Genomic DNA, 23,929 nt, shown 5'->3' with positions numbered 1-23,929 from the left:
TGGCGGAGGGTGCGCGGGGAGTGAGTTCGACCGGACCCTCCGAGCTGCTGTAGAGTCTCGTTTCGCAGCCGCCGCTACGGGGCCGCGAAACCTGGTCCTGTGGAGCAGTTTGGAGTGCTCGCCACCCTGTCAAGGTGGAGGCCGCGGGTTCAAATCCCGTCAGGACCGCAGCAGAGGAAGAGCCCGCATCCCATCGGATGCGGGCTCTTTCGTCGTCCCCCGTTGTTCCCCGTCACAGGTGACCCCATTGCATACGGCAAGCGCCGTCGACGCGGTGGTCACGCGGCAGTAATGGCGTACCCAAATCGGCCGGACCTGGGCCGCAGCTCCTTGACGGCGCCAACGGCCGGGGGTACCTAAGCAGAAGGGCCCCACGCTCATCGCATCCACGGGCCCGCACCGGGGGTGGTGTGCGTGACGACATCGAAGACGAAGCACGAGACTCGCGCCCTGCTGCGCGCCCATCTGGCGGCCGCGTCCGGCCACCCGCATCGCACGGGGTACTGCCCGATCTGTCATCGCCTCCAGCGGCTCGCCATGGAGCCCTCGGTGGGCGACGACCTGTTCCTCGAAGACTGCTTCCTGGACGGGGAGTTAGCGGAGGGTCAAGCCACCTCCGCTCCGTGCCCCGCCGACTGCCCTTGATCCATTCCGTAGCACGCCCGCTGTTGGCAAGCCTTTCGCGGTGTGACGCTAGTCACCGAATGAGTTTCTGGAATGACGGCGCTTACACCCCACCTACAACGCACCAATTTAATATGTGCAATTGCACCCTCTCCCGACCCACTCCCGGAGCCTCTCCGACAGCCCTCGCACAGTGCCCCAACAGGGCGGGGACGCCGCTTCCCCGGCGCACAAAAAAGATCGCGCTGGACCCGGCGGAGTCCAGCGCGATCGACGACTTACCCGTGTTGCGAGGGCATGGGGCCTGTTGGGGCAGGCGCCCGTCGTGTGGAGCTATGGGTCGGGACGACCGAGTTTGGGGGACCCGGCTGTGCCCTGCTTGTAGTTGAGCCCTAATGAGCCTTACTGGGGTGTTCAGGCCTCGCTGCGCTGCTGCGGAATACCCGCAAGCAGTGCGCGGACCTCTGCCTCGCGATACCGGCGATGCCCACCGAGCGTGCGGATGGACGTGAGCTTGCCGGCTTTTGCCCAGCGCGTGACCGTCTTCGGGTCCACGCGGAACATCGTGGCAACCTCAGCCGGGGTCAGCAGCGGCTCGGCATCAGGGGTGCGAGCGGTCATGAGCGGCCTCCTCGGGAGAACCGAACCATCTCGGTTCTTTCCTCTAAATTCTGCACCTTGACCCGCGTTGCCCGAAATGGCGGACGCGGGCCGAGTCGGTTATAGGACGAACGGCTTGTCCTCGGCACTACAACTACACCATCCGTCCAGCCACGTCGGCCAAACCGATGGAATTGCCCTCTGAGGTGCCCATCAGTGGCGGAAGCCGATGGACCATGCCATAGCGGACAGTCACGTCACAGATACGATCAGTCACAGAGCGATCAGGAGTCAACAGATCCCCCGCATAGAGTGCAATGCTGAGCGTTCCGCCCACACTTGGACGGAAGGAACCCTCCCCGGACTCCTTGTCCTATTTTGACACGAGGGTGGGTGATGGGCGCAAGAGCCCCGTTAGTGCGGTCCGTCACGCTTGAGACAAAGGCCCGGATCGGGACCTCTGCCCTAGGCCCGGCTCACTGCCCGTAAAGAGCCGGGCACTGCCCGTTTCGGCGCCCGTTTCGGATGCCGCTCCGCGCGCTCGCCGACCGAGGCTCCCCGCCCGCCACTCTCCGCCCCGTTTGAGTCGGTGAGTGAGACAGAGTATGAACTCAGTTCGCGAACTGACGGTCCCGGACCGCCCGCCACCGCTCCATGAGCCGCCCGTACGCCTCCCCGGCACCCTCGTCGTCCCCGTCCCGCAGCGCCGTGATCGCCGCCGCCACATCGGCCGCCGAGTGGTCCTCGGCGAGCTGAGCGCAGGACAGTACGTGCACCAGGCCGCCGTAGTCCAGTTCGACCAGTGAGCGCGGGTGGAACTCCTCCAGCCAGCGCCCCACGTCCACCAGTCCCTCGACCAGCGGACCGTCGTCCACGGCGTCCCGCAGGGTCTTCAGCGAACGGGCCAGCCGGCGCCGGGCCTGCACCATCGGGGTCCGGTAACGCAGCATCCGCGCTTTGGCCCCGCCCGCGTCGGCCCCCTCGGCTCCCTCGGCCGCACCTGGCTCAAAAGTGCGCTCGTCGTCGGAGAAAAGCGTGAACCAGCGCACCGGCACCTGCCAGACCGCCGTCCGGATCCACGGCCGGGCGTCCGGGTTGCGGTCCCGCCAGCGCTCGTAGTCCTTCGCCGCCTGCCCGCGCACCACCGGCGGCAGCACCGCGTCCAGCAGCGGTACGGGCAGCAGCTCCCCCAGCTCCTCCAGGGCCAGCCAGCCGCGCAGCCGGGTCCGCCACGGACAGACGCACACCACGCCGTCCACCTCCGCGATGAAGGCGTCCGCGCTCTCGTGCACGGGCACCGGCACCGGCGGGGTGGGCAGCAAGTCGGCCAGGGAGCGCCGTAGTTCGTCCTGTGCGGTCGGCGTACCGTCCCGGGCGGCGTAACGGCGCCAATGGCCGCGTTCGGGCTCCGCGAAGGCCGCCAGCGGCTCGTAGACCCGCAGGTAGGACGCGTAAGGGACGAGAATTGAAGACACCGCCGGCATGCGGCGCATCGTCCCATGTCCTTACCCCACAAGGGGGTGATCCTCAGCACTGCGGCTGATCTGCGCCCCCACAGGAATTACGCTCTTGCTTGCTCGACCGCCTCACCCGCACAACCGCTCCATCAGGCCCTCCCCCAACCCATGGGAGGGGCCTTCCCACCGCCGTTTCTTACTTGGGAGTCACCACAGTGACCGATGTGACCGGCGCTCCTGTCGACGCACTGCACACCTTGTTCCGTTCGGAGCAGGGAGGCCACGAGCAAGTCGTGCTCTGCCAGGACCGTGCCAGCGGCCTCAAGGCCGTGATCGCCATTCATTCGACCGCCCTGGGCCCCGCCCTGGGCGGTACTCGTTTCCACGCCTACGCGTCCGAGGAAGAGGCCGTCGCCGACGCGCTGAACCTCTCGCGGGGCATGTCGTACAAGAACGCCATGGCCGGGCTCGGCCACGGCGGCGGCAAGGCCGTGATCATCGGGGACTCCGCGCAGTTCGAGGGCGCCCGGCGCACCGAACTGCTGCTCGCCTACGGCCGGGCCGTGGCCTCGCTCGGCGGCCGGTACGTCACCGCCTGCGACGTCGGCACGTACGTCGCGGACATGGACGTCGTGGCGCGGGAGTGCCGGTGGACCACGGGACGGTCGCCGGAGAACGGCGGCGCGGGCGACTCGTCGGTCCTGACGGCCTTCGGGGTCTTCCAGGGCATGCGGGCGAGCGCGCGGCACCAGTGGGGCGACCCGTCGCTGCGCGGCCGTACGGTCGGGATCGCGGGCGTCGGCAAGGTCGGGCGGCTGCTGGTGGAGCATCTGCTCCAGGACGGCGCCCAGGTCGTCATCACGGACGTACGGGAAGAGTCGGTCACCCGCGTCACCGACCAGTACCCGCAGGTCGCCGTCGTCTCCGACAACGACGCGCTGATCCTTACCGCGGGCATGGACATCTACGCCCCGTGCGCCCTCGGCGGCGCGCTGAACGACGAGTCGGTACCCGTGCTCACCGCGGCCGTGGTGTGCGGAGCGGCCAACAACCAGCTCGCCCACCCCGGCGTCGAGAAGGACCTCGCGGACCGCGGGATCCTCTACGCGCCGGACTACGTGGTGAACGCCGGCGGGGTGATCCAGGTCGCCGACGAACTGAACGGGTTCGACTTCGACCGCTGCCACGCGAAGGCCGCGAAGATCTTCGACACCACGCTGGCGATATTCGCACGTGCGAAGGAAGACGGTATTCCGCCGGCCGCGGCGGCGGACAGGATCGCCGAGCACAAGATGGCGGAAGCCCGCCGTCCCTGACCCTGCGCGAGGCCGGCGTGATGCCCGGTGGACCGTGCGGGGGACCGTTCGGGAGACCAGACTCACGCCGGTCGGCGGGTCGCCCCTCAAGAAGAGGTTAAAATCGCAGCTGACCAGCGAGGACGGGGCATCTCGTTGGTCCTGCGCCGGGGCGCGTCATGCGGGCGGCGTACCGTATGGCCGCGGAAGCAGGTACCGTTGAAGCCCTACGGACGGGTCTCTCCGCGGAGAGCTCGTTCTGATTCATGAACGCGTGTCAAGACTCTGGGGCCGTCGAGCCCCGTCACCGAGGGGGTCGAGCCATGGGGCGCGGCCGGGCCAAGGCCAAGCAGACGAAGGTCGCCCGCCAGCTGAAGTACAACAGCGGCGGGACTGACCTGTCGCGTCTGGCCAACGAGCTGGGCGCATCGCCTTCAAGTCAACCACCGAACGCGGAGCCGTTCGAGGATGACGACGAGGAAGATGACCCGTACGCGAAGTACGCGGATCGGTACAACGACGACGAGGACGAGGACGACGAGTCCGGACCCTCGACGCAGCGCCGCGGCGCTTGACGTCCGTATACGTCGATATACCCCGAGCAGTAGCTCATTGCCCGGTCCTGGGCGGTAGTCCGGGACCGGGTTCTGTGCTGTCCGCTTTTCCCCTGTCCGCTTTTCGCCTGTCCGCCGTGTCCGCCCTGTCCACGGGGCCTCCGGCGGTGCCGGGGCGGCCCCTGGACGGGGCGGATCTTCGCCGCGCTCAGCCCGCGTAGTCGCCGGTCAGCGTGGCTCCCGTGGCGTGGCCGGCCCGCTCGGTGATCTCTCCGGCGATCCAGGCGTCCACTCCCCGGTCGGCGAGCGTGGTGAGCGCGGCGTCGGCCGACTCCCGCGGGACGACCGCCATCATGCCCACGCCCATGTTCAGCGTCTTCTCCAGCTCCAGGCGCTCCACCCGGCCCGCCGTGCCGACGACGTCGAAGACCGCGCCGGGCGTCCAGGTCGAGCGGTCCACCGTGGCGTGCAGTCCGTCCGGGATCACCCGGGCCAGATTGGCCGCCAGACCGCCGCCGGTGATGTGGCTGAACGCGTGTACCTCGGTGGTCCTGGCGAGCGCCAGGCAGTCCAGTGAGTAGATCTTGGTGGGTTCGAGCAGTTCTTCGCCCAAAGTGCGGCCGAACTCCGCGACCTCGCGGTCCAGCGACCAGCCGGCCCGGTCGAAGACCACGTGCCGGACCAGCGAGTACCCGTTGGAGTGAAGACCGGAGGACGCCATGGCGATCACCGCGTCACCCGTACGGATACGATCCGCGCCGAGCAGCCGGTCCGCCTCGACCACGCCCGTACCGGCGCCGGCGACGTCGAAGTCGTCCTCGCCGAGCAGTCCGGGGTGCTCGGCGGTCTCGCCGCCGACCAGGGCGCAGCCGGCCAGCACACAGCCTTCGGCGATGCCCTTGACGATGGCGGCGACCCGCTCGGGGTGGACCTTGCCGACACAGATGTAGTCGGTCATGAAGAGGGGCTCGGCGCCGCAGACCACCAGGTCGTCGACGACCATGCCGACCAGATCGTGACCGATCGTGTCGTACACGCCCATCTTGCGGGCGAGGTCGACCTTCGTACCGACCCCGTCGGTGGCGGAGGCGAGCAGCGGGCGCTCGTAGCGCTTGAGGGCGGAGGCGTCGAAGAGGCCGGCGAAGCCGCCGAGGCCGCCGAGGACCTCGGGGCGCCGGGTCTTCTTCACCCACTCCTTCATCAGCTCGACCGCGCGGTCACCGGCTTCGATGTCGACGCCCGCGGCGGCATAGCTGGCACCAGTAGTCGTTTCGGACATGGCTGGGTACTTTCCTGTCGTCTTGCGGTCGTCGGAGGGACGGACGGTCACGGGCGGGGAGGACGCGGGCGGCTACGGGCGGCGGAGCGCGTCCGTGGCGGCGGTATTGGCAGGTCCCGCCGCCAGCTCGGTCTCCAGCAGCTGCTTGCCGAGCAGCTCGGGGTCGGGAAGATCCATCGGGTACTCGCCGTCGAAGCAGGCACGGCAGAGATTCGGCTTGGCGATGGTCGTCGCCTCGATCATCCCGTCGAGCGAGATGTACGCGAGGGAGTCGGCTCCCATGGAGACGCCGATCTCCTCCACCGTCATGCCGTTGGCGATCAGCTCGGCGCGGGTGGCGAAATCTATCCCGAAGAAGCACGGCCACTTCACCGGCGGCGACGAGATCCGGATGTGGACCTCGGCGGCGCCCGCCTCACGGAGCATCTTGACCAGGGCGCGCTGGGTGTTGCCGCGGACGATCGAGTCGTCGACGACCACCAGGCGCTTGCCCCGGATGACTTCCTTCAGCGGGTTCAGCTTGAGGCGGATGCCCAGCTGGCGGATGGTCTGGGACGGCTGGATGAAGGTCCGGCCGACATAGGCGTTCTTGACCAGGCCCGAGCCGTACGGGATGCCGCTGGCCTCCGCGTAACCGATCGCGGCCGGCGTGCCGGACTCCGGGGTCGCTATGACCAGATCCGCCTCGACCGGAGCTTCCTTGGCGAGTTTCCGCCCCATTTCGACGCGGGACAGATAGACGTTCCGCCCGGCGATGTCCGTATCGGGACGGGCCAGATAAACGTACTCGAAGACACAGCCCTTGGGCTTCGCTTCCGCGAATCGCTGCGAACGGAGGCCGTTCTCGTCGATGGCGATCAGCTCGCCGGGCTCGATCTCCCGGACGTACGAGGCGCCGCAGATGTCGAGAGCGGCGCCCTCGGAGGCGACGACCCAGCCACGTTCCAGCCGGCCGAGGACCAGCGGGCGGATGCCCTGGGGGTCACGGGCGGCGTAGAGCGTGTGCTCGTCCATGAAGACGAACGAGAAGGCGCCCTTGACGTCGGGCAGCACCTTGGCGGCGGCTTCCTCGACCGTGAGGGGCTTGCCGTCCTCGTCGACCTGGCTGGCGAGCAGTGCCGTGACCAGGTCGGTGTCGTTGGTGGCGGCGACGCGGGTCGTCCGGCCGTTCTCCTTGGGCAGATCGGCGACCATCTCGGCGAGCTGGGCGGTATTGACCAGATTGCCGTTGTGGCCGAGCGCGATGGAGCCATGGCCCGTGGCCCGGAAGGTCGGCTGCGCGTTCTCCCACACCGAGGCACCGGTGGTGGAGTAGCGGGCATGGCCCACGGCGATATGGCCGAGGAGTGAGCTGAGGGAGGTTTCGTCGAAGACCTGTGAGACGAGGCCCATGTCCTTGAAAACCAGGATCTGGGACCCATTGCTCACTGCGATGCCCGCGGACTCCTGTCCACGGTGCTGCAGGGCATACAGTCCGAAATAGGTGAGCTTGGCGACCTCTTCGCCCGGGGCCCAGACTCCGAAGACGCCACAAGCGTCCTGGGGGCCTTTCTCTCCGGGGAGCAGGTCGTGGTTGAGTCGTCCATCACCACGAGGCACGCCACCGAGTGTAGGCGAGATCGACCACTGGTCCGAATTGGGGATGCGGACCGGCCCCCCGCCGGTCCTCCGACTACTTCCCCGGAGCGGGCGCGGTGGCGCTCAGTCCCTGGCCGTCGGCGGACGTGAGGCTCAGCCCGCGGTGACGCAGCTCATAGGAGACCTTGCCCTCCAGCACCTTCTGTACCTGGCGTTCCAGGGTCATTTCGGGCCCCGGGCAGAGCTTGCGGGTGGAGCTGACCCGGCCGATCGTGACGGTGGCCGCGGAGTCGGACGCGGACTCGGAGAGCCGCGCGGGCGCGCTGAAGGTGTTGCAGCCGAGACTGCCCTCCATGGACAGGCCCTTGCCGTCCTTACGGAACGTGAAGTGCGCCTTGCCGTCCGTCCCCTTGGGCAGGGAGGTCGCGGTGGCGCCCTGGGCCAGCGCGTCGACGGTCCACTCGGTGCCCACGAGGGGGGCGGGGGGCTCGGAGGTCAGGGCGATCGCGTCGCCGTCGGCGGTGGTGAGCGTGAGCCGTTTGTCCTGGACGGTGGCCTTGAGCTTGCCGGAGAAGGCGCCGTCGAGCGCCTTCTCGAAGGTCTCCAGCTCCTTCGGACACCCGATCAGCGTGGTCTGCTTCTTGCCCACGGTGACGGTGTCGCCCTCGACGGTGACCTCCGCGCCGATGGAGTTGCAGCCCGTCTTCGCGCTGGCCCGGCCCTGGGAGTCGATCTGCACGCTGGCACCGGCGGGGGCGGCGGTCTTCTTGCCGCCGACCGTCACGCTGGCGACGTTCCAGCGCACATCGGTGAGGGCGGTCTCGGTCCGTACCTCGCCGCCGGAGCCCGCGCCGGCGCCCGATCCCGAGCCCTTGCCGGACTCCGTACCGCAGGCGGCCAGTGTGAGCAGAGCGACGGTAGTGACGGCTGTGACAGTAGTGACTGTGGTGATCCGCTGCTTCGGCATACCGGTGGGACGGAGCGGGCCGGACTCCGGTTCCGCGGTTCTTCCGATGTCGCCCGTGCGGCGGGGTTCCGTCACCCCATGAGCGGCAGCAGCCCGGCCAGATCCGCGCGTTCGCCACTGGCGCCGACCCGCGCCGCGTCCAGCGCCTCGCGCCAGGTCGTCCGTCCGGTGGCGAGCCTGACCCAGGTCAGCGGATCGGTCTCCACGACGTTCGGCGGCGTACCGCGGGTGTGCCGGGGACCCTCCACGCACTGCACCACCGCGTACGGCGGGATCCGCACCTCGGTCGAGGCCCCGGGCGCCTTCACGGCGAGGGCGTCGGCGAGCAGCCGCGTACAGGCGGCGAGCGCCTGCCGCTCGTACGGGACGCTCAGCCCGGCCGCCCGGTTCAGGTCGTCGGTGTGGACGATCAGCTCGACGGTCCGGGTGACCAGATAGTCCCCGAGGCGTATGGCACCGATCCTGGTCGCCAGCAGCCGGTCGTCGGAGGCGCCCGGCAGCAGCGCGGCGATCCGGGTCCCGGCCCGCTCGAACAGCTCGTCGGGGGTGGCGGACGCGGCGAGCGCGCGGATGTCCTCGGAGATCGCCGGGGCGTGGGCCGCGGTCGTGAACGGCCACTCGGGCAGGACGGCCACGGGGCCGGGCGGCGGGCCGGGGTGCTCGGGCTGTTCGAGATAGCGGTTGACGGACTCGACGGCCATGCTGAGATGCGCGGCCAGCTCGCGGACCGTCCAGTCGCCGAGCGCCGTGGGCAGCGCGAGCTGCTCGGGGGTGAGCCGGGCGACTGCCTCGCGCACGGTCCCGAACTGGGTCAGGACGGCGGTCCGGATCTTGGCGGAGTCGTAGCTGCGCAGACGCTTCTTGGCCGGTGGCATGGCGCGAGCATATGCGCGGCCCCCGGCCGGCCGCCGGGGTCCGTACGCGTCTCCGGCCATGACTGGCGCGAAGTGAACGCACCGGTTCCGTCCGCGCACCATTCGGCCGGGCCTCCGGAATGGTGAAGAACCCAACGCCCCATGGAATTCCGGGCCTTTCCCGCGCGAGAAACGCGCGGAGAGAAGCCCGCTTCACCGCCGCGCTCCGCCAAAGGCGGGGCACCGAGGCCGAGATCGAGAGTCATCCCTGCTCAGAGGGCACGGGAAGCGCTTCCGTACGGAGGAGGGCTTCTTCCCGGGAACGCCTTGTCCCAGCGGAAAAACCGCCCCTTTCACCGGTGCGGAGAGCGCATGAATCCGCATACGCGACCAGGTCGGGGAATTTCGCGCGGAGATGAGGAACGCGCGGTCGGACGCCACTTTCCCCGGCAATGGCCTGATGCCCGCAGCACGACGGAGCCCCCGTCCGGTGGAGACCGGGCGGGGGCTCATCGTCGCGTGACCGCGTTCAGCCGGGTACGGACCTTCAGCCGGTGACGGACCTCAGGCCAGCAGCGCGGGGATCGTGCCCTCGTGGGCGTCCTTCAGCTCGGCCAGCTCCACGCTGAACTCGCCCTGGATCTCGACCGCCTCGCCGTCCACGACCCCGATCCGGGTCACGGGCAGCCCGCGCGCACCGCACATGTCGGTGAAACGGAGCTCCTCGCTGCGCGGTACGGAGACGACCGCGCGCCCGGCGGACTCGCTGAACAGGAACGTGAACGCGTCCAGACCGTCCGGCACGACCAGCCGGGCGCCGTTCCCGCCGCGCAGGCAGGACTCGGTGACCGCCTGGATCAGACCGCCGTCGCTCAGATCGTGCGCCGCGTCGATCATCCCGTCGCGGGACGCCGAGATCAGGATCTCGCCGAGCAGCTTCTCCCGGTCCAGGTCCACGGCCGGCGGCAGCCCGCCGAGATGGTCGTGGACGACCTGCGACCAGGCCGAGCCGCCGAACTCCTCGCGCGTCTCGCCCAGCAGATAGAGGAGCTGGCCCTCTTCCTTGAACGCGATCGGCGTACGGCGGTTGACGTCGTCGATCACACCGAGCACCGCGACGACCGGCGTCGGGTGGATGGCCGTCTCACCGGTCTGGTTGTAGAGCGAGACATTGCCGCCGGTGACGGGGGTGCCCAGCTGGAGGCAGCCGTCCGCCAGACCGCGCGTGGCCTCGGCGAACTGCCACATGACCGCCGGGTCCTCGGGCGAGCCGAAGTTCAGGCAGTCGGAGATGGCGAGCGGCCTGGCACCGGAGGCGGCGACATTGCGGTACGCCTCCGCCAGCGCGAGCTGCGCGCCCGTGTACGGGTCGAGCTTCGCGTACCGGCCGTTGCCGTCGGTCGCCATCGCCACGCCGAGGTTCGACTCCTCGTCGATCCGGACCATTCCGGCGTCCTCGGGCTGCGCGAGGACGGTGTTGCCCTGCACGAACCGGTCGTACTGGTCGGTGATCCACGCCTTGGACGCCTGGTTCGGCGACGCGATCAGTCGCAGGACCTGCTCCCTCAGCTCGGCGGAGGTCGCGGGGCGTGCCAGCTTGTTGGCGTCGTCCGCCTGGAGGGCGTCCTGCCAGTCGGGGCGCGCGTACGGCCGGTGGTAGACCGGGCCGTCATGGGCCACCGAGCGCGGCGGTACGTCGACGATCTGCTCGCCGTGCCAGAAGATCTCCAGGCGCTCGCCCTCGGTCACCTCACCGATGACGGTGGCGATGACGTCCCACTTCTCGCAGATCTCCATGAAGCGGGCGACCTTGTCGGGCTCGACCACCGCGCACATGCGCTCCTGCGACTCGCTCATGAGGATCTCCTCGGGCGAGAGGGTCGCGTCACGCAGCGGCACGGTGTCCAGCTCGACCCGCATCCCGCCGGAACCGGCGGACGCCAGCTCGCTGGTGGCGCAGGAGAGCCCGGCGCCGCCGAGGTCCTGGATACCGGCGACGAGCTTCTCCCGGAAGATCTCCAGGGTGCACTCGATGAGGAGCTTCTCCTGGAACGGGTCGCCGACCTGGACGGCGGGGCGCTTGGCGGGCCCGGTCGACTCGAAGGTCTCGGAGGCGAGGACGGACACGCCGCCGATGCCGTCGCCGCCGGTGCGGGCGCCGTACAGGATCACCTTGTTGCCAGGGCCCGACGCCTTCGCGAGGTGGATGTCCTCGTGCTTCATCACGCCGATACAGCCGGCGTTGACCAGCGGGTTGCCCTGGTAGCAGGCGTCGAAGACGACCTCGCCGCCGATGTTCGGCAGGCCCAGGCAGTTGCCGTAGCCGCCGATGCCCGCGACGACACCCGGCAGGACGCGCTTGGTGTCGGGATGGTCGGCGGCGCCGAAGCGGAGCGGGTCCACGACGGCGACCGGGCGGGCGCCCATGGCGAGGATGTCGCGCACGATGCCGCCGACGCCGGTGGCCGCGCCCTGGTAGGGCTCGATGTACGACGGGTGGTTGTGGGACTCGACCTTGAACGTGACCGCGTACCCCTGGCCGACGTCCACGACGCCCGCGTTCTCGCCGATGCCGACGAGCATGGCGTCGTTGGCCGGAGCCTTCTCGCCGAACTGCCTGAGGTGCACCTTGCTGCTCTTGTACGAGCAGTGCTCCGACCACATGACGGAGTACATGGCCAGCTCGGCACCGGTGGGACGGCGCTCCAGGATCTCGCGGATCCGGGCGTACTCGTCCTCCTTGAGGCCGAGGTCCTTCCAGGGCTGCTCGGCCTCGGGCGTGCCGCTCGCGTGCTTGACCGTGTCGAGGGTCTTGATGGTCATCAGGCGCTTACCAGCTTCTTCAGGATCGAGGTGAAGAATCCCAGGCCGTCGGTACGGCCCGTACCGATCAGCGGCTCCACGGCGTGCTCGGGATGCGGCATCAGGCCGACGACATTGCCCGCCGCGTTGGTGACTCCGGCGATGTCGCGCAGCGAACCGTTGGGGTTGCCGTCCAGGTAGCGGAAGGCGACCCTGCCCTCGGCCTCCAGCTCGTCGAGCGTGCGCTCGTCGGCGACGTACCGGCCGTCGATGTTCTTGAGGGGTACGGAGATCTCCTGGCCGGCCTCGTAATCGGCGGTCCAGGCGGTGTCCGTGGTCTCCACCCGCAGCTTCTGGTCGCGGCAGATGAAGTGCAGGTGGTTGTTCCTGAGCATCGCGCCGGGCAGCAGATGTGACTCGGTGAGGATCTGGAAGCCGTTGCAGATACCGAGGACCGGCAGACCGGCCTTCGCCTGCTCGACGACCGTCTCCATCACCGGGGAGAACCGGGAGATGGCACCGGCCCGCAGATAGTCGCCGTAGCTGAAGCCACCGGCCAGCACGACGGCGTCGACCTGCTTGAGGTCCTTGTCGCGGTGCCAGAGGGAGACGGGCTCGGCCCCGGCGATCCGCACGGCGCGCAGACTGTCGCGGTCGTCGAGCGTGCCGGGGAAGGTGACGACTCCGATACGGGAAGTCACTTCGGCCCCTCGGCCTTCTCCGCGCTCCCGGCCTTCTCGGACTCGACCTTCACGATGAAGTCCTCGATGACGGTGTTGGCGAGGAACGTCTCGGCCATCTCGTGGATACGGGCGAGGGCGGCGTCGTCGACCGGCCCCGCCACCTCGAGCTCGAAGCGCTTTCCCTGGCGGACGTCGGCGATCCCCTCGAAACCCAGGCGGGGCAGTGCACGCTGCACCGCCTGGCCCTGCGGGTCGAGGATCTCCGGCTTGAGCATGACGTCGACTACGACGCGTGCCACTGGCACTCCCGGTGGTGTGGTGCGGCTGGTTCTCGCTGCTGTCTTCTCCAGGGAATCCCCCAGACCCCCCGAGCACTCTCAGCGTACCCGGCCGCAAGATCTACGCGGGTAGATATGCCGTTTCGCAGATCACGCCGTGATTTCGGCCCCGGCGACGGCGGGAAAAATCCAGGGAAAAAGTCACACCCCACCATTGCCTCGGGACACGCTGATGCAATTGGCTGGGCTTCACAATGCGACGCTTGCCGCTGTACAAAGGAATACGGAAGAAAGCAGCATTGCCCCATAACAGCCGGAAGGCCGGTATCGCCGCACGTCAGCCCCGTTTCCAGCAGGTGACGGGCGCGGGCGGTACCGCAGGAAAGGACCGATATCCGTGGCGCAGCGCGTAGTGGTCACGCTCTCCGACGACATCGACGGAGGAGAAGCGGCGGAAACGGTCACGTTCGGCCTCGACGGGAAGACGTACGAGATCGACCTCAATCCCGCCAATGCAAAGAAACTGCGCAAGGCCCTGGCCCCGTTCATGGCCGCAGGCCGAAAGCAGACAAACGCCAGCAAGCACGGCAAGTCTCGCACCACCTACCGGCACACCGCCCTCGCGCCCGACCCGGCGGCGGTCCGCGCCTGGGCGCAGTCCCACAAGATGGAGGTGCCGGCCCGGGGCCGGATCCCCAAGCGGGTGTACGAGGCGTTCCGCGAGGCGAGTTGAGGCCGCGCCACCCGGCACCGCGGGTTCGGTGCGGCGGCTCCGCGGGCCCGGCGCGGCCCGGTCCCGCGGACAGTGCGCCCCGCGGCGCACCGAGTTGCACAGCACCCCCATTGATCGGCTAGAGTTTGGACCACGCCGAGGGGCAAGGCCGAAAGGCCAAACCCCAAGCAGCGTGCGGGTGTAGTTCAGTAGTAGAACGCCCCCTTTCCAAGGGGGAGGCGCAGTGTGCAATTCCTGTCACCCGCTCCGCGTCGCTCTCCGGTCCAGTGGGCCGGTGGTCCAGTGGCTCTTTTGGATCAGGTAGAGTGGTGCTCGCGTCGGGCTTCCGACGCACTGCGGACGTAGCTCAGTTGGTAGAGCGCAACCTTGCCAAGGTTGAGGTCGCCAGTTCGAACCTGGTCGTCCGCTCAGAAATGAAGGCCCCGGTCACTTCGACCGGGGCCTTCTTCGTATATCTCGTATCCCGGATGCGTATCCCGGGTGCCTATCCCAGGGGCGCGTATCCCGGGGCACGTGTCCCGGGGACATATCGCGGGGCACGTATCGCGGGGCACGTATCGCGGGGCACGTATCGCGGGGCATCTATCCGGTGGGGGGCGCGCCACGGCTGGCCCGGGGCGTGCCCCGGCGTATGTCCGGCGCGTGCGCGGCGCGAGCCCCGTACGTGCCCAGCGGTCGATGACAAATGTCATCCGCCGCGATGACACCGCGCACTGCCGACCACACCGGTCCGACGGAAACCTCGAAGGCATGATGAACGACGCGGTAATCGAGGTGGAAGAGCTGAGGCGTACGTACGCCGGTGGCTTCACAGCGGTGGACGGTGTCTCCTTCTCCGTGGCGCGGGGCGAGCTGTTCGCCCTGCTGGGCACGAACGGCGCGGGCAAGACATCCACCCTCGAAATGCTGGAGGGCCTCGCGAGACCCAGCGGCGGCACGGTCCGGGTGTTCGGACATGATCCGTACACCAAGCGGACGGCCGTCCGGCCCCGGATGGGAATGATGCTCCAGGAGGGCGGCTTCCCGTCCGATCTGACGGTCGCCGAGACCGTGGGGATGTGCGCCGGCTGCACCAGCGGGGCACGGCCGACCCCGGAGGCGCTGGACCTGGTGGGGCTCACCAAGCGCTCCGGCGTACGCGTCAAGCAGCTCTCCGGCGGGGAGAAGCGGCGCCTGGATCTGGCGCTCGCGCTGCTCGGCCGGCCCGAGGTGCTCTTCCTCGACGAGCCGACGACCGGGCTGGACGCCGAAGGGCGGCGCGACACCTGGGAGTTGATCAGGGAGCTGCGGGACGGCGGCACGACCGTGCTGCTGACCACGCACTATCTGGAGGAGGCCGAGACCCTCGCCGACCGGCTGGCGATCATGCACCAGGGCCGGATCGATGTCACCGGCACCCCGGCCGAGGTGACCGCCACCCGCCCGGCCCGGATCCGCTTCGTGCTGCCCCAGAACGTCCCCGCCGGACGGCTCCCGCTGTCCCTGCGGGCGGCGGCGAACGGACAGGCGGTGGAGATCCGTACGCAGCGGCTCCAGCGGGATCTGAGCGAACTCCTCCGGTGGGCCGAGGACTCGGGCGTGGAGCTGGGGGCGCTGGACGCGCGGTCCGCCTCCCTTGAGGAGGCCTTTCTCGACATCGCGGCCCGGACCGCGGAAACGGCGGGAGCGGCGGGAGCGGCGGGAGCGGGAGCGGCGGGAACAGTGGAAACGGCCGGAACGGTGGACGCACGATGAGCACGGTGAGCCGGCAGAAGACCGAGATCCCGCGGAGCGGGGAGACCGACGTACGGACGACCACGACCGGAGACCGCCTCAAGGCGCTCGGCCGGGCCGAGTTCTCGCTGCTCGTACGGAACAGGACGGCGCTGTTCACCGCCTTGCTCGTGCCGCTGGGGATGATCGTCGCGATCAAGGAATCGCTCGGCAGGATCGACCTCGGCGACACCGGGATCAGCGTCATCGAGGCGTCGATGACCGGCGGCATCGGCATGGTGCTGATCATGGCGGTCTACAGCAGCCTCACCGCCGCGTACACCGCGCGCCGCGAGGAACTGGTGCTCAAGCGGCTCCGCACGATGGAGGCGTCCGACCGGGAGATCCTGATCGGCACCGCGCTGCCGTCGGCCGGCCTGGCGTTCGCGCAGTCCGCCGTGATGATCGCCGCCGCGGTCGCGTTCCTCGACGTACGCGCGCCGCAGCAGCCGGTGGTGCTGGTGGGCGGACTGCTGCTCGGGCTGGTGCTGCTCAGCGCGATGGCGGCGGTGACCTCCGCCTTCACCCGTACCGTCGAGAGCGCCCAGATCACCAGCATGCCGCTGTTCATGATCTCGGTGGTCGGCTCGGGGCTGTTCATACCGCTGGAGGCGCTGCCCGAACGGATCGCCTCCATCTGCGAGCTGCTGCCGATGACCGGGACCATCACGCTGATCCGGGCGGGCTGGCTCGGCGGGACGGAAGCGTACGACCTGCTCGGCGCGGCGCTGAGCGCCTTGGTTTGGACCATCCTCTCAGTGTTTGCTGTACAGCGATGGTTCCGCTGGGAGCCTCGTCGCTGAGACGCGGACACAGGCACCAGGACACCGAGGAAGGGCGCGATGTCCAGACTGACGGGCTGGTGGCACGGCTGGAGCAAGCCGGCCAGGAGCAACATGGCCAAGGTCGAGCTCTACACCCGCTGGACGTTCCATGGCTTCACGATCGTCGAGGTCGGCGCGATCGGCATTCCGCAGCTCTTCGCCGGGGGCGGAGGACAGCGGGGCAGCTGGCTGTTCCTGCTCGTCATGGCGCACTCCGCGGTGACGGGCGTGCTGCTGTCCACGGCCATGGACTGGCGCCTGGGCCGGCGTGAGCAGCCTGTACGGCTGGTTCTGGGCGTTTCCGCGCTGACGGGCGGAGGCATCATCACCCTGCTCGTGCTGGGGAGTACCGGCTCGATTCCACAGGACACGGCTTACGCGTTTCTGCTGGTGGGGTTCGCCGGCTTCGGTCTGGCGGCGATCACTCTCGGACTGCGCACGACGGCGCGGAGGGTGTACGCCGTGCTCGGTGCGGGGGCCGGTACGACGGCCTTCAGTCTGCTGTTCGGGCTGGAGTGGTACAACGCCGCCGCGAACGGGGTCGCCGTCCTCGCCACGGGTTCGTCTCTCGGCTTCTCCTGTGTCTTCTCGGCCTGGCTGGTCAACGTCGTCTGGGAACTGAGCGAGGCGCGCGAGCTGCATACGCGGCTCGCGATCGCGGAGGAGCGGCTGCGTTTCGGGCGCGATCTGCACGATGTCATGGGCCGCAACCTCGCGGTGATCGCGCTGAAGAGCGAGCTGGCGGTCCAGCTGGCCGAGCGCGACCGGCCGGGGGCGGTGGCCCAGATGACCGAAGTGCAGCAGATCGCGCAGGAGTCGCAGCGGGAGGTACGGGAGGTCGTACGCGGCTACCGGGAAGCGGATCTGCACACCGAACTGGAAGGAGCCCGGGGGGTGTTGAAGGCGGCGGGCATCGACTGCCGGATCAAGGGGGGCGATGTCGGCGGGCTGTCCGCCGAGGTCCAGTCGGCTCTCGGGTGGGTGGTACGGGAAGCGACGACGAATGTGCTGCGGCACGGGGACGCCCGGCGGTGCACCGTACGGCTGTCGCAGACCGGAGGGTCGGCGGACGACGGGTCGGGGGTCGATGGGTCGGGGGTCAATGGGTCGGAGGCCGGTGGAAGGCCGGCCGGGGGGTCGGGCAGCCGGGAGGCGGTGCTGACCGTGGAGAACGACGGGGTGCCGGCCGCCGGTGCCGGTACGCGGGCCGGGACGGGCTCCGGGCCGGCCGGGAAGGACTCCGGACTGTCGGGGACGGGCTCCGGGCTGGCCGGACTGCGGGAGAGGCTGGCCGCGCTGGACGGGACCCTTGAGGCGGGAAGCACCGGGGACGGCTGCTTCCTGCTGACGGCACGGGTGCCGCTGCCGCTGCCACGGGCGGACACCGGTCGTGACCGCCCCTTCTCCGACGCGGGCGACGCGGGCGGCGCTGCCGATGACGCCGATGACACCGACGTGACCGGTGTGACTGACGTGACTGATGAAGCCGACGAGACCCGGACGGCGAGGAAGTAGCGGTATGAGTCCTGTTCGCGTACTGCTCGCCGACGATGAGCATTTGATCCGCGGCGCGCTCGCCGCACTGCTCGCGCTCGAAGACGATCTGATCGTGGTCGCCGAGGCGGCCTCCGGGCCCGAAGCCCTGGCGATGGCACGGGCCCACCGGCCCGATGTGGCCGTGCTGGATCTCCAGATGCCGGGCGCGGACGGTGTGAAAGTCGCCACATCGCTCCGTACCGAACTGCCCGGCTGCCGCACGATGATCGTGACGAGCCACGGCCGGCCCGGCCATCTGAAGCGGGCGCTGGCGGCGGGCGTGCGGGGCTTCGTCCCGAAGACGGTGAGCGCGCGACAGCTCGCCGAGATCATCCGTACCGTCCACGCCGGGAACCGTTTCGTCGACCCCGAGTTGGCGGCGGACGCGATCTCGGCCGGGGACTCGCCGCTGACCGCGCGCGAGGCCGAGGTCCTGGAGCTGGCGGCGGACGGGGCGCCGATCGCGGAGGTCGCGGAGCGGGCGTCGCTGTCGCAGGGGACCGTGCGGAACTATCTGTCGTCGGCGGCCTCCAAACTGGGGGCGGAGAACCGGCATACGGCAGTGCGTCTCGCCCGCGAGCGAGGTTGGGTATAGTGGTCTCCGCGCCACGGCGCATGCGGACGTAGCTCAGTTGGTAGAGCGCAACCTTGCCAAGGTTGAGGTCGCCAGTTCGAACCTGGTCGTCCGCTCAGCGTAGAAGCCCCCCGGCCGGATCGGTCGGGGGGCTTCTTGGTGTTCCGGCCGTGCGTATCGGCCGTGCCTGCCGGCCGTGCGTGCCGGTTCCGGCTGCTGCTCGTAGGCGTTTACCGCCAGCCGAGGCCGGTGAGCAGTTCGTACGCCTCCACGTACTTCGCGCGGGTCGCGTCGACGATCTCCTGCGGCAGCGGGGGCGGCGGCTGCTCGCTCCGGCGGTCCCAGCCGGAGGCCGGCGAGGTCAGCCAGTCGCGGACGTACTGCTTGTCGTACGACGGCTGCGGACGGCCCGGCTCCCAGCCGGCGACCGGCCAGAAACGCGAGGAGTCGGGGGTCAGCACCTCGTCGGCGATCACCAGCCGCTCGCCGTCGAAGCCGAACTCGAACTTGGTGTCGGCGAGGATGATGCCCCGTTCGCGGGCGATGTCCCGGGCCCGGCCGTAGACGTCGAGGGTCGTACGGCGGAGCAGGGCCGCGGTCTCCGCGCCGACCTGGCGGGCCACTTCTTCGTACGGGACGTTCTCGTCGTGGTCGCCGACGGCCGCCTTGGTGGCGGGCGTGAAGATCGGGCCGGGCAGCTCGGAGCCGTCCATGAGGCCCTCGGGGAGCGCGAGCCCGCAGACGGTACGGGACTCCTTGTACTCCGCGAGACCCGAGCCGGTCAGATAGCCACGGGCGACGCACTCCACGGGGATCATCCGGAGCGACCGGCAGACGAGGGTGCGGCCGGCCCAGTCGGCGGGGGCGCCCGCGGGGAGGTCGGTCGAGATCACATGATTGGGCACGAGGTCGACGAGCTTCTCGAACCACCAGAGCGAGAGCTGGGTGAGGACCCGGCCCTTGTCGGGGATTTCGGTGGGCAGCACCCAGTCGTACGCGGACAAACGGTCACTGGCGACCATCACGAGGTCGCCCGCCTCGTTCCGGTACAGATCCCGCACCTTGCCGGTGTGGATGTGCACCAGACCCGGCACCTCTTCGGGCTCGGGCTTTTCTACGAATCCGGACACGGTTCCTCCCCGTGGTTCTGTCCGATCTGAGAGATCGCCTCGATTCTCCCGTATGCCGGAAGTCCCAGCTCTCAGGGGTGCCGCGCGCCGTTCGGACGGCTCATGGATCCGGTCCGACGGGGGGGACGGGAACGGGTGGGCGGCGCTCGGGCCCGGCGCCCCAGCCTTGCGCTCGGTTTCCGGCGCTCAGGCCCGGCGCCGGCTCCGGCGCTCGGTCGGTCCCGGCGTTCGGTCCTTGCGTTGGTTCCCGCGCTCACGCCCGGCGTTCAGTCCCGCTTGCAGATCCGGTCCAGGAGGTTGGCGGTCGCGCGCTGGATGCGGGGATCGACATGGCCCGGCCGGTCCAGCGCCGGGGACCAGGCGAAGGTGCCCGACGCGAAGACGAGCGCGCCGGACGGAGCGCGGTAGAGCGAGGTCTCCTGGTGGCGCCGGCTGTTGTCGAGATCGCGGTACGGGGAGTGCGCGAGCAGGATCCGGTCCTGGTGCTCGGGGAGGGCGGTACGCGGGAAGTAACGGTCCGCCTCACCCGCGACCAGGCCCTCGATCTCGTCGCCCTCCGTCGCGCCGGTGGCTTCCCAGAGCCAGTGATCGGCGTTCCGTACGACCAGGGGGCGCGGCTCGGGGACCCGGCCCGCGTACTGGATGCCGAGCAGCTCCTGCTCCGGCCGGTCCACCTCGCGCCAGAGCGCGGGGCGGCCCGGACCACGGCGCTTGCGGCAGGTGAGCAGACGGTCGGGGACACCGGAGGCCGAGGGGCCCAACTCCACCTGCCAGTACATGGTGTTGGCGGAGAGGAAGACGAGTGAGGTACCGCCGTCGCGCGCGGCCTCGACGGTCCGGCGCATGGGGACGGACCAGTACTCGTCATGGCCGGGGAAGACCAGGCCCCGGTAGCGGCTGGGGTCGACGCGGCCCGCGTGCAGATCGCGGGTGTCGGCGTAGGCGAGGTCGTAGCCGTACCGCTCGGCCCAGCGGATGAAGTCGTATGCGTGACCGACATGGAGGGGCAGCCCCGCGCCCGCGTAGGGGCGGTCGAAGGAGACCGTCATGGCGGCGTCCTGTTCGCCGAGGAGCCGGCCCTGCTCGTCCCACGCGTGGTAGAGGCTGGCGCCGGTGTGGCCGTCCTCGGGATAGAGGTTGTAGGCCTGCCAGGTGATGTCGGGGAGGAGCAGGAGCAGATCGGCGGGGTGGCTGTCGCGGACGGTGAAGGGGATGTGGGAGCGGTAGCCGTCGGCTGTCGTGAGGACGGCGACATAGGCACCGAGAGCCCAGAAGTCCGGGATCTGGAGCCGCCAGGACAGCCACCAGTGATGGCAGGAGACGGTCCGGTCGGCGGCGAGCGGGGGCGGCTGGACGATCCCGGAGAGCCGGGGACTGGTGATGATCTTGCGGGCGCCGTCGCCGCCGTAGTGCCCGATCCGATAGATGTCGACCGAGAACTGCTGGGGCGGGTCGACGGTGACATGGAAGTCGATGGCCTCGCCGGGAGCGACGGCGCCGGTGGACGCGAAGCCCTTGATCTGGCGTCGTACGTCGTCGGCGGTACGGGTGCCACCGCTGCCGCCGTGGTGTCCGTGCCCGTGTCCGTGCCCGTAACCGGCGTGGTTGCCCTGACCGCCGCCGCCCAGATGCGGATCGGCGTACCAGGGCACGACATGGCCGGTGTCGTCGAAGTAGTTCTCGCTGCCGCGCAGCCAGGGCAGCGGGCCCTGGCCGAAGGGATCGCTGACCGCGTGGGCGAGCGCACCCGATTCCCACCGCCGGATCTGGTCCGCCCCCATGGTGCGCCCCTCCTCCGAGCCCCCGCGCCATCAGGTGGCACGACCGTTGACAGATGCGCCGACGCGAGCACCGACGCGCCGGTGATACGACCGTTTATCCGGCCGGTGAAGCGGTCGGGTGTAAGCGGCGACCCCCAGCACATCACATTACGCACGCACTCCGTCACCGTTCGTTGCGAATTAACCTTAAAGGAACGCGACAATCAGGATTCACGGTGTGATAAGGGGTGGTCCGCTGTCGCGGTCGGCGGGGCGCTACCGGGCCCACCGCCGGTCGGCGGTGGGCGGCGCCGGGCGGTATGTGGCGTTATATGGCGGGGCTCACACGAGGCGCACGGGCTTCTCGGCCCGTACGCCGAGCGACGTCAGCCAGGAACGGAGCGGCTCGGCGTCGCCGCCCTCGACCAGGCTGAGGACGCGCCCGCCCAGATCCGCGCGGCGCTCGCCGTCGATCAGGAGGGCCGGGCCGTCGAGCCAGTCCAGGCCGGGCACGGCACCCGCTGTATCGACGGCGGAGCAGCAGACCATCGCCGTGACATGGTCGGCGAGCAGCTCACGGCCGCTGCGGGGCGGCTGGAGCGGGAAGAGGGGCAGCGGATCGGTGCCCCAGAGCGCGACAGCGTCGCTCGCGGCCTCGGCCGGGACGGCCGGGGCCGCCGCGGCCTCCTCGCGGGCCAGCTCGGCGCTGATGCCCGCGGCCAGGGCGTCGCCCGCCTCAATGGCCTCGTTGATCTTGTTCGTCTCGCTGATCCTGCTCGGCTTACTCGTCTTGCTCGGCTTGCTCGTCTCGTTGGCCTTGCTCGGCTCCTCGGTCTTGCTCGGCTCGTGGGTCTTACTCGTCTCGTTGGCCTCGCTGCTGGTCTTGCCGGTTTCGTTGGCCTCACCGGTCCCGCTGGTCTTGCCGCCCTCACTCGCGCTTTTGACGGGACTGGTGCCGCTGGAGCCACCGCATCCGCTGCCGCCACTGCCGCCACTGCCGCCACTGACATGACGGGTACTGCCGGTGACGCCTGTCCCGGCGTCGTGCCGGGACAGATGGTCGATGACCCGTTCCAGGGTCGGGCCGGGCGTCAGGGCGGAGCCTGCGGGGTCGGCGGAGCGCCGTACGCCCATGGCGTCGAGGACGCGGTGCAGCCGCGCCGCTTCCGTACGCCACTTACGGTCGACGACCTCCTCCGGATACTGCTGCCAGTCCACCGGGGACCAGTCCGGGCCCGCCTCGGCCGGGCCACCGTGGAAGAGCCGGGCGGCCAGCAGAGAGGCCGCCTCGTCGACCACGCCCGGTTCTTCGAGCAGATCGCAGGCGGGGCGCTCGCCGAGCCGGGACGTGAAACCCTCGGCGAGGCGGTCGCGACGGGACAGCTCCGTGAGCGCGGACACCACGCCGGCGTCCAGCCGGGACGGCCAGCGGCCCATGCGCCACGCGGGCAGCGCGACCCTGGTCAGCAGCCGGTCCCAGCCCGCGTACGCGAGGCCCACCTGCTCCTGGGCGACGATCCGCAGACCGTAGTCCACCGCCTGTGCGCGCTCGGAGGCGGCCGCCGCGACACCGCGCTCCATCAGCGCGGCATGCTCGCCGCAGCCGCGCAGCAGCAGCTTGGCGACCTGGCCGACAAAGCCCAGCGCCACCCGGCGTATCGGTCCCAGGCCAGGCCGGGACGCGACGGCGACCGCCGCGTCCAGCCCCCGGACGAACCGGCGGGCTGCGGCTATGTCCGGATGCGCCGAAGGTCCCGTACCCGCCACGACAGGGGCGAGCACGGCCCGCAGCTCGGCGACCCGCATCCACCACAGGAAGGGCGAACCGATCACGAGGACGGGGGCGGCGGCGATCCGCCGGGCGGCGCGGCGACGGCCGCCGCCGAAGCCGGACAGCGCGCGCGGGTGCGTATATGCGTCCGAGTGCGTACCCGAGAGTGCCTCGGCCTGCGCCGGATGCGTACGGTCCTCCAGCCAGCTGTCGCAGTCCGGGGTCAGCGCTATGGCGGAGGGCGCGGGCACGTCGAGCCGCTCCGCGAGATCGCGCACCAGCCGGTAGAGATCGGGGGCGGCCTTCTCGCTGACCGGGACGGTCGGGCTGAGCGCGGGCCTGGCGCGGGCGACCACGGCGGCGACGGCGCCCGCGAGCAGCAACACGATCAGTGCCACGCCCGTCACGGCCCAGCGCGCGATGTCCCAGCCTCCGCCGCTGATGCGGCCCGTGGCCCCGCCGACGAGCAGGACGACGGCGACGGCGGCGGGCAGCACCGCCACGCCCAGCGCCCTGCTGCGGATGCGCAGCACCGCGAGAGCCCGTACACGGGCGCCCTGAGCACCCATCTCCTCACCGATACCGGAACCGGACATGGTCGGACCTCACCCCCTCTGCCCTGCGGCCTGCGTTGCTCACTCCCCCACTGTGGCACCCGGCACTGACATCGCAATGCCGGTGGGCCAAGTGCCGGAACGCCTGCGCCGCACCCTAGTTGGACCCTGGAGACCCGTCATCCGGATGGCCCAACGGTCACTCGATGGAATGGCTTTGGGTAAAGCTGCTGACGCGAGGGGGATACGGCGACGGGTGCGGTGTGACAGCTCCGCCCCCGCCCCGGGCGAGCCGGGGCGGGGGCGGAGTCCGGAGGTGGGGTG

General features: G+C 70.0%; 20 protein-coding genes and 4 tRNA genes. 12 read left to right on the top strand and 12 right to left on the bottom strand.

Annotation, left to right across the window (positions count from 1 at the left end; all coding sequences use genetic code 11):
• Positions 1 to 93 precede the first annotated feature (93 nt).
• Together CU044_RS19140 and CU044_RS19135 are read left to right on the top strand one after the other, a co-directional pair.
• Positions 94 to 168: transfer RNA gene (locus CU044_RS19140), tRNA-Asp, on the top strand.
• A gap of 246 nt (positions 169 to 414) precedes the next feature.
• Positions 415 to 645 (top strand): DUF6274 family protein, encoded by a 231-nt coding sequence (locus tag CU044_RS19135; protein WP_129769944.1) that lies wholly within the window; start codon positions 415 to 417, stop codon positions 643 to 645.
• Between the two features lie 393 nt (positions 646 to 1,038).
• Here the strand turns inward: CU044_RS19135 and bldC are convergent, their stop codons facing one another.
• The gene (gene bldC / locus CU044_RS19130) at positions 1,039 to 1,245 is read right to left on the bottom strand and encodes a developmental transcriptional regulator BldC (RefSeq protein ID WP_003949541.1); all 207 of its coding nucleotides are present in this window, start codon (positions 1,243 to 1,245) and stop codon (positions 1,039 to 1,041) included.
• Between the two features lie 590 nt (positions 1,246 to 1,835).
• Positions 1,836 to 2,708: a hypothetical protein gene (locus CU044_RS19120; RefSeq protein ID WP_129769942.1), complete on the bottom strand. Its 873-nt coding sequence runs from the start codon at positions 2,706 to 2,708 to the stop codon at positions 1,836 to 1,838.
• A gap of 188 nt (positions 2,709 to 2,896) precedes the next feature.
• Between CU044_RS19120 and CU044_RS19115 the strand changes: the two genes are divergently transcribed.
• Together CU044_RS19115 and CU044_RS19110 are read left to right on the top strand one after the other, a co-directional pair.
• Positions 2,897 to 3,997, top strand: coding sequence for an amino acid dehydrogenase (locus CU044_RS19115; protein WP_129769941.1), 1,101 nt, complete (start codon positions 2,897 to 2,899; stop codon positions 3,995 to 3,997).
• Between the two features lie 302 nt (positions 3,998 to 4,299).
• Entirely contained in the window at positions 4,300 to 4,551 is a 252-nt protein-coding gene (locus tag CU044_RS19110) for a DUF3073 domain-containing protein (RefSeq protein WP_129769940.1), read from the top strand.
• Positions 4,552 to 4,738: 187 nt separating this feature from the next.
• Here CU044_RS19110 and purM read toward each other — a convergent pair whose 3' ends face one another.
• From purM to purS, 7 genes are all read right to left on the bottom strand, one after another.
• Positions 4,739 to 5,809: a phosphoribosylformylglycinamidine cyclo-ligase gene (gene purM / locus CU044_RS19105; RefSeq protein WP_129769939.1), complete on the bottom strand. Its 1,071-nt coding sequence runs from the start codon at positions 5,807 to 5,809 to the stop codon at positions 4,739 to 4,741.
• 72 nt (positions 5,810 to 5,881) lie between these two features.
• Positions 5,882 to 7,408, bottom strand: a complete 1,527-nt coding sequence (gene purF, locus CU044_RS19100) for an amidophosphoribosyltransferase (protein ID WP_129769938.1) — start codon at positions 7,406 to 7,408, stop codon at positions 5,882 to 5,884.
• Positions 7,409 to 7,481: 73 nt separating this feature from the next.
• On the bottom strand, positions 7,482 to 8,429 hold the full coding sequence (locus tag CU044_RS19095) for an META domain-containing protein (protein ID WP_345790138.1): 948 nt from the start codon (positions 8,427 to 8,429) through the stop codon (positions 7,482 to 7,484).
• A complete protein-coding gene (locus CU044_RS19090; protein WP_129769937.1) occupies positions 8,426 to 9,229 on the bottom strand; it encodes a maleylpyruvate isomerase family mycothiol-dependent enzyme in 804 nt (267 codons plus the stop codon). Before CU044_RS19090 ends, CU044_RS19095 begins: the two co-directional genes overlap by 4 nt.
• 543 nt (positions 9,230 to 9,772) lie before the next feature.
• Positions 9,773 to 12,031, bottom strand: coding sequence for a phosphoribosylformylglycinamidine synthase subunit PurL (gene purL, locus CU044_RS19085; protein WP_129769936.1), 2,259 nt, complete (start codon positions 12,029 to 12,031; stop codon positions 9,773 to 9,775).
• Entirely contained in the window at positions 12,031 to 12,711 is a 681-nt protein-coding gene (gene purQ / locus CU044_RS19080) for a phosphoribosylformylglycinamidine synthase subunit PurQ (protein ID WP_129769935.1), read from the bottom strand. Before purQ ends, purL begins: the two co-directional genes overlap by 1 nt.
• Positions 12,708 to 12,992: a phosphoribosylformylglycinamidine synthase subunit PurS gene (gene purS, locus CU044_RS19075; RefSeq protein ID WP_129769934.1), complete on the bottom strand. Its 285-nt coding sequence runs from the start codon at positions 12,990 to 12,992 to the stop codon at positions 12,708 to 12,710. Before purS ends, purQ begins: the two co-directional genes overlap by 4 nt.
• Before the next feature lie 376 nt (positions 12,993 to 13,368).
• Between purS and CU044_RS19070 the strand changes: the two genes are divergently transcribed.
• The 8 genes from CU044_RS19070 to CU044_RS19035 all read left to right on the top strand — a co-directional run bounded on the left by CU044_RS19070 (position 13,369) and on the right by CU044_RS19035 (position 18,506).
• On the top strand, positions 13,369 to 13,704 hold the full coding sequence (locus CU044_RS19070; RefSeq protein ID WP_129769933.1) for an Lsr2 family protein: 336 nt from the start codon (positions 13,369 to 13,371) through the stop codon (positions 13,702 to 13,704).
• A gap of 174 nt (positions 13,705 to 13,878) precedes the next feature.
• Positions 13,879 to 13,950: transfer RNA gene (locus CU044_RS19065), tRNA-Gly, on the top strand.
• Positions 13,951 to 14,039: 89 nt separating this feature from the next.
• A tRNA-Gly gene (locus CU044_RS19060) sits at positions 14,040 to 14,112 on the top strand.
• Positions 14,113 to 14,457: 345 nt separating this feature from the next.
• A complete protein-coding gene (locus CU044_RS19055) occupies positions 14,458 to 15,438 on the top strand; it encodes an ABC transporter ATP-binding protein (protein ID WP_165371939.1) in 981 nt (326 codons plus the stop codon).
• A complete protein-coding gene (locus tag CU044_RS19050) occupies positions 15,435 to 16,259 on the top strand; it encodes an ABC transporter permease (protein ID WP_129769932.1) in 825 nt (274 codons plus the stop codon). The genes CU044_RS19055 and CU044_RS19050 overlap by 4 nt, the downstream gene beginning before the upstream one ends.
• 39 nt (positions 16,260 to 16,298) lie before the next feature.
• Positions 16,299 to 17,795: a histidine kinase gene (locus CU044_RS19045; protein WP_240045690.1), complete on the top strand. Its 1,497-nt coding sequence runs from the start codon at positions 16,299 to 16,301 to the stop codon at positions 17,793 to 17,795.
• A 4-nt stretch (positions 17,796 to 17,799) separates the two neighbouring features.
• On the top strand, positions 17,800 to 18,411 hold the full coding sequence (locus tag CU044_RS19040; protein ID WP_129769931.1) for a response regulator transcription factor: 612 nt from the start codon (positions 17,800 to 17,802) through the stop codon (positions 18,409 to 18,411).
• Between the two features lie 22 nt (positions 18,412 to 18,433).
• Positions 18,434 to 18,506 (top strand) — tRNA-Gly (locus CU044_RS19035).
• A 114-nt stretch (positions 18,507 to 18,620) separates the two neighbouring features.
• Here the strand turns inward: CU044_RS19035 and CU044_RS19030 are convergent.
• The 3 genes from CU044_RS19030 to CU044_RS19020 form a co-directional block, all read right to left on the bottom strand.
• Positions 18,621 to 19,520: a phosphoribosylaminoimidazolesuccinocarboxamide synthase gene (locus CU044_RS19030; RefSeq protein WP_129769930.1), complete on the bottom strand. Its 900-nt coding sequence runs from the start codon at positions 19,518 to 19,520 to the stop codon at positions 18,621 to 18,623.
• Between the two features lie 266 nt (positions 19,521 to 19,786).
• A complete protein-coding gene (locus CU044_RS19025; protein WP_129769929.1) occupies positions 19,787 to 21,301 on the bottom strand; it encodes a N,N-dimethylformamidase beta subunit family domain-containing protein in 1,515 nt (504 codons plus the stop codon).
• Between the two features lie 321 nt (positions 21,302 to 21,622).
• A complete protein-coding gene (locus tag CU044_RS19020) occupies positions 21,623 to 23,647 on the bottom strand; it encodes a hypothetical protein (RefSeq protein ID WP_129769928.1) in 2,025 nt (674 codons plus the stop codon).
• Positions 23,648 to 23,929: the final 282 nt, after the last annotated feature.

The sequence above is a fragment of the Streptomyces sp. L-9-10 genome (assembly GCF_004151105.1).
Classification (GTDB): Bacteria; Actinomycetota; Actinomycetes; order Streptomycetales; family Streptomycetaceae; genus Streptomyces.
This window is presented reverse-complemented; position numbering and strand designations above follow the sequence as displayed.

Excerpts from the sequence above, each read along its gene's own strand:
- bldC (WP_003949541.1), bottom strand. The coding sequence starts at position 1,245 with ATGACCGCTCGCACCCCTGATGCCGAGCCGCTGCTGACCCCGGCTGAG.
- CU044_RS19120 (WP_129769942.1), bottom strand. The coding sequence starts at position 2,708 with ATGCCGGCGGTGTCTTCAATTCTCGTCCCTTACGCGTCCTACCTGCGG.
- CU044_RS19110 (WP_129769940.1), top strand. The coding sequence starts at position 4,300 with ATGGGGCGCGGCCGGGCCAAGGCCAAGCAGACGAAGGTCGCCCGCCAG.
- purM (WP_129769939.1), bottom strand. The coding sequence starts at position 5,809 with ATGTCCGAAACGACTACTGGTGCCAGCTATGCCGCCGCGGGCGTCGAC.
- CU044_RS19090 (WP_129769937.1), bottom strand. The coding sequence starts at position 9,229 with ATGCCACCGGCCAAGAAGCGTCTGCGCAGCTACGACTCCGCCAAGATC.
- purL (WP_129769936.1), bottom strand. The coding sequence starts at position 12,031 with ATGACCATCAAGACCCTCGACACGGTCAAGCACGCGAGCGGCACGCCC.
- CU044_RS19055 (WP_165371939.1), top strand. The coding sequence starts at position 14,458 with ATGAACGACGCGGTAATCGAGGTGGAAGAGCTGAGGCGTACGTACGCC.
- CU044_RS19050 (WP_129769932.1), top strand. The coding sequence starts at position 15,435 with ATGAGCACGGTGAGCCGGCAGAAGACCGAGATCCCGCGGAGCGGGGAG.
- CU044_RS19045 (WP_240045690.1), top strand. The coding sequence starts at position 16,299 with ATGTCCAGACTGACGGGCTGGTGGCACGGCTGGAGCAAGCCGGCCAGG.
- CU044_RS19040 (WP_129769931.1), top strand. The coding sequence starts at position 17,800 with ATGAGTCCTGTTCGCGTACTGCTCGCCGACGATGAGCATTTGATCCGC.
- CU044_RS19025 (WP_129769929.1), bottom strand. The coding sequence starts at position 21,301 with ATGGGGGCGGACCAGATCCGGCGGTGGGAATCGGGTGCGCTCGCCCAC.
- CU044_RS19020 (WP_129769928.1), bottom strand. The coding sequence starts at position 23,647 with ATGTCCGGTTCCGGTATCGGTGAGGAGATGGGTGCTCAGGGCGCCCGT.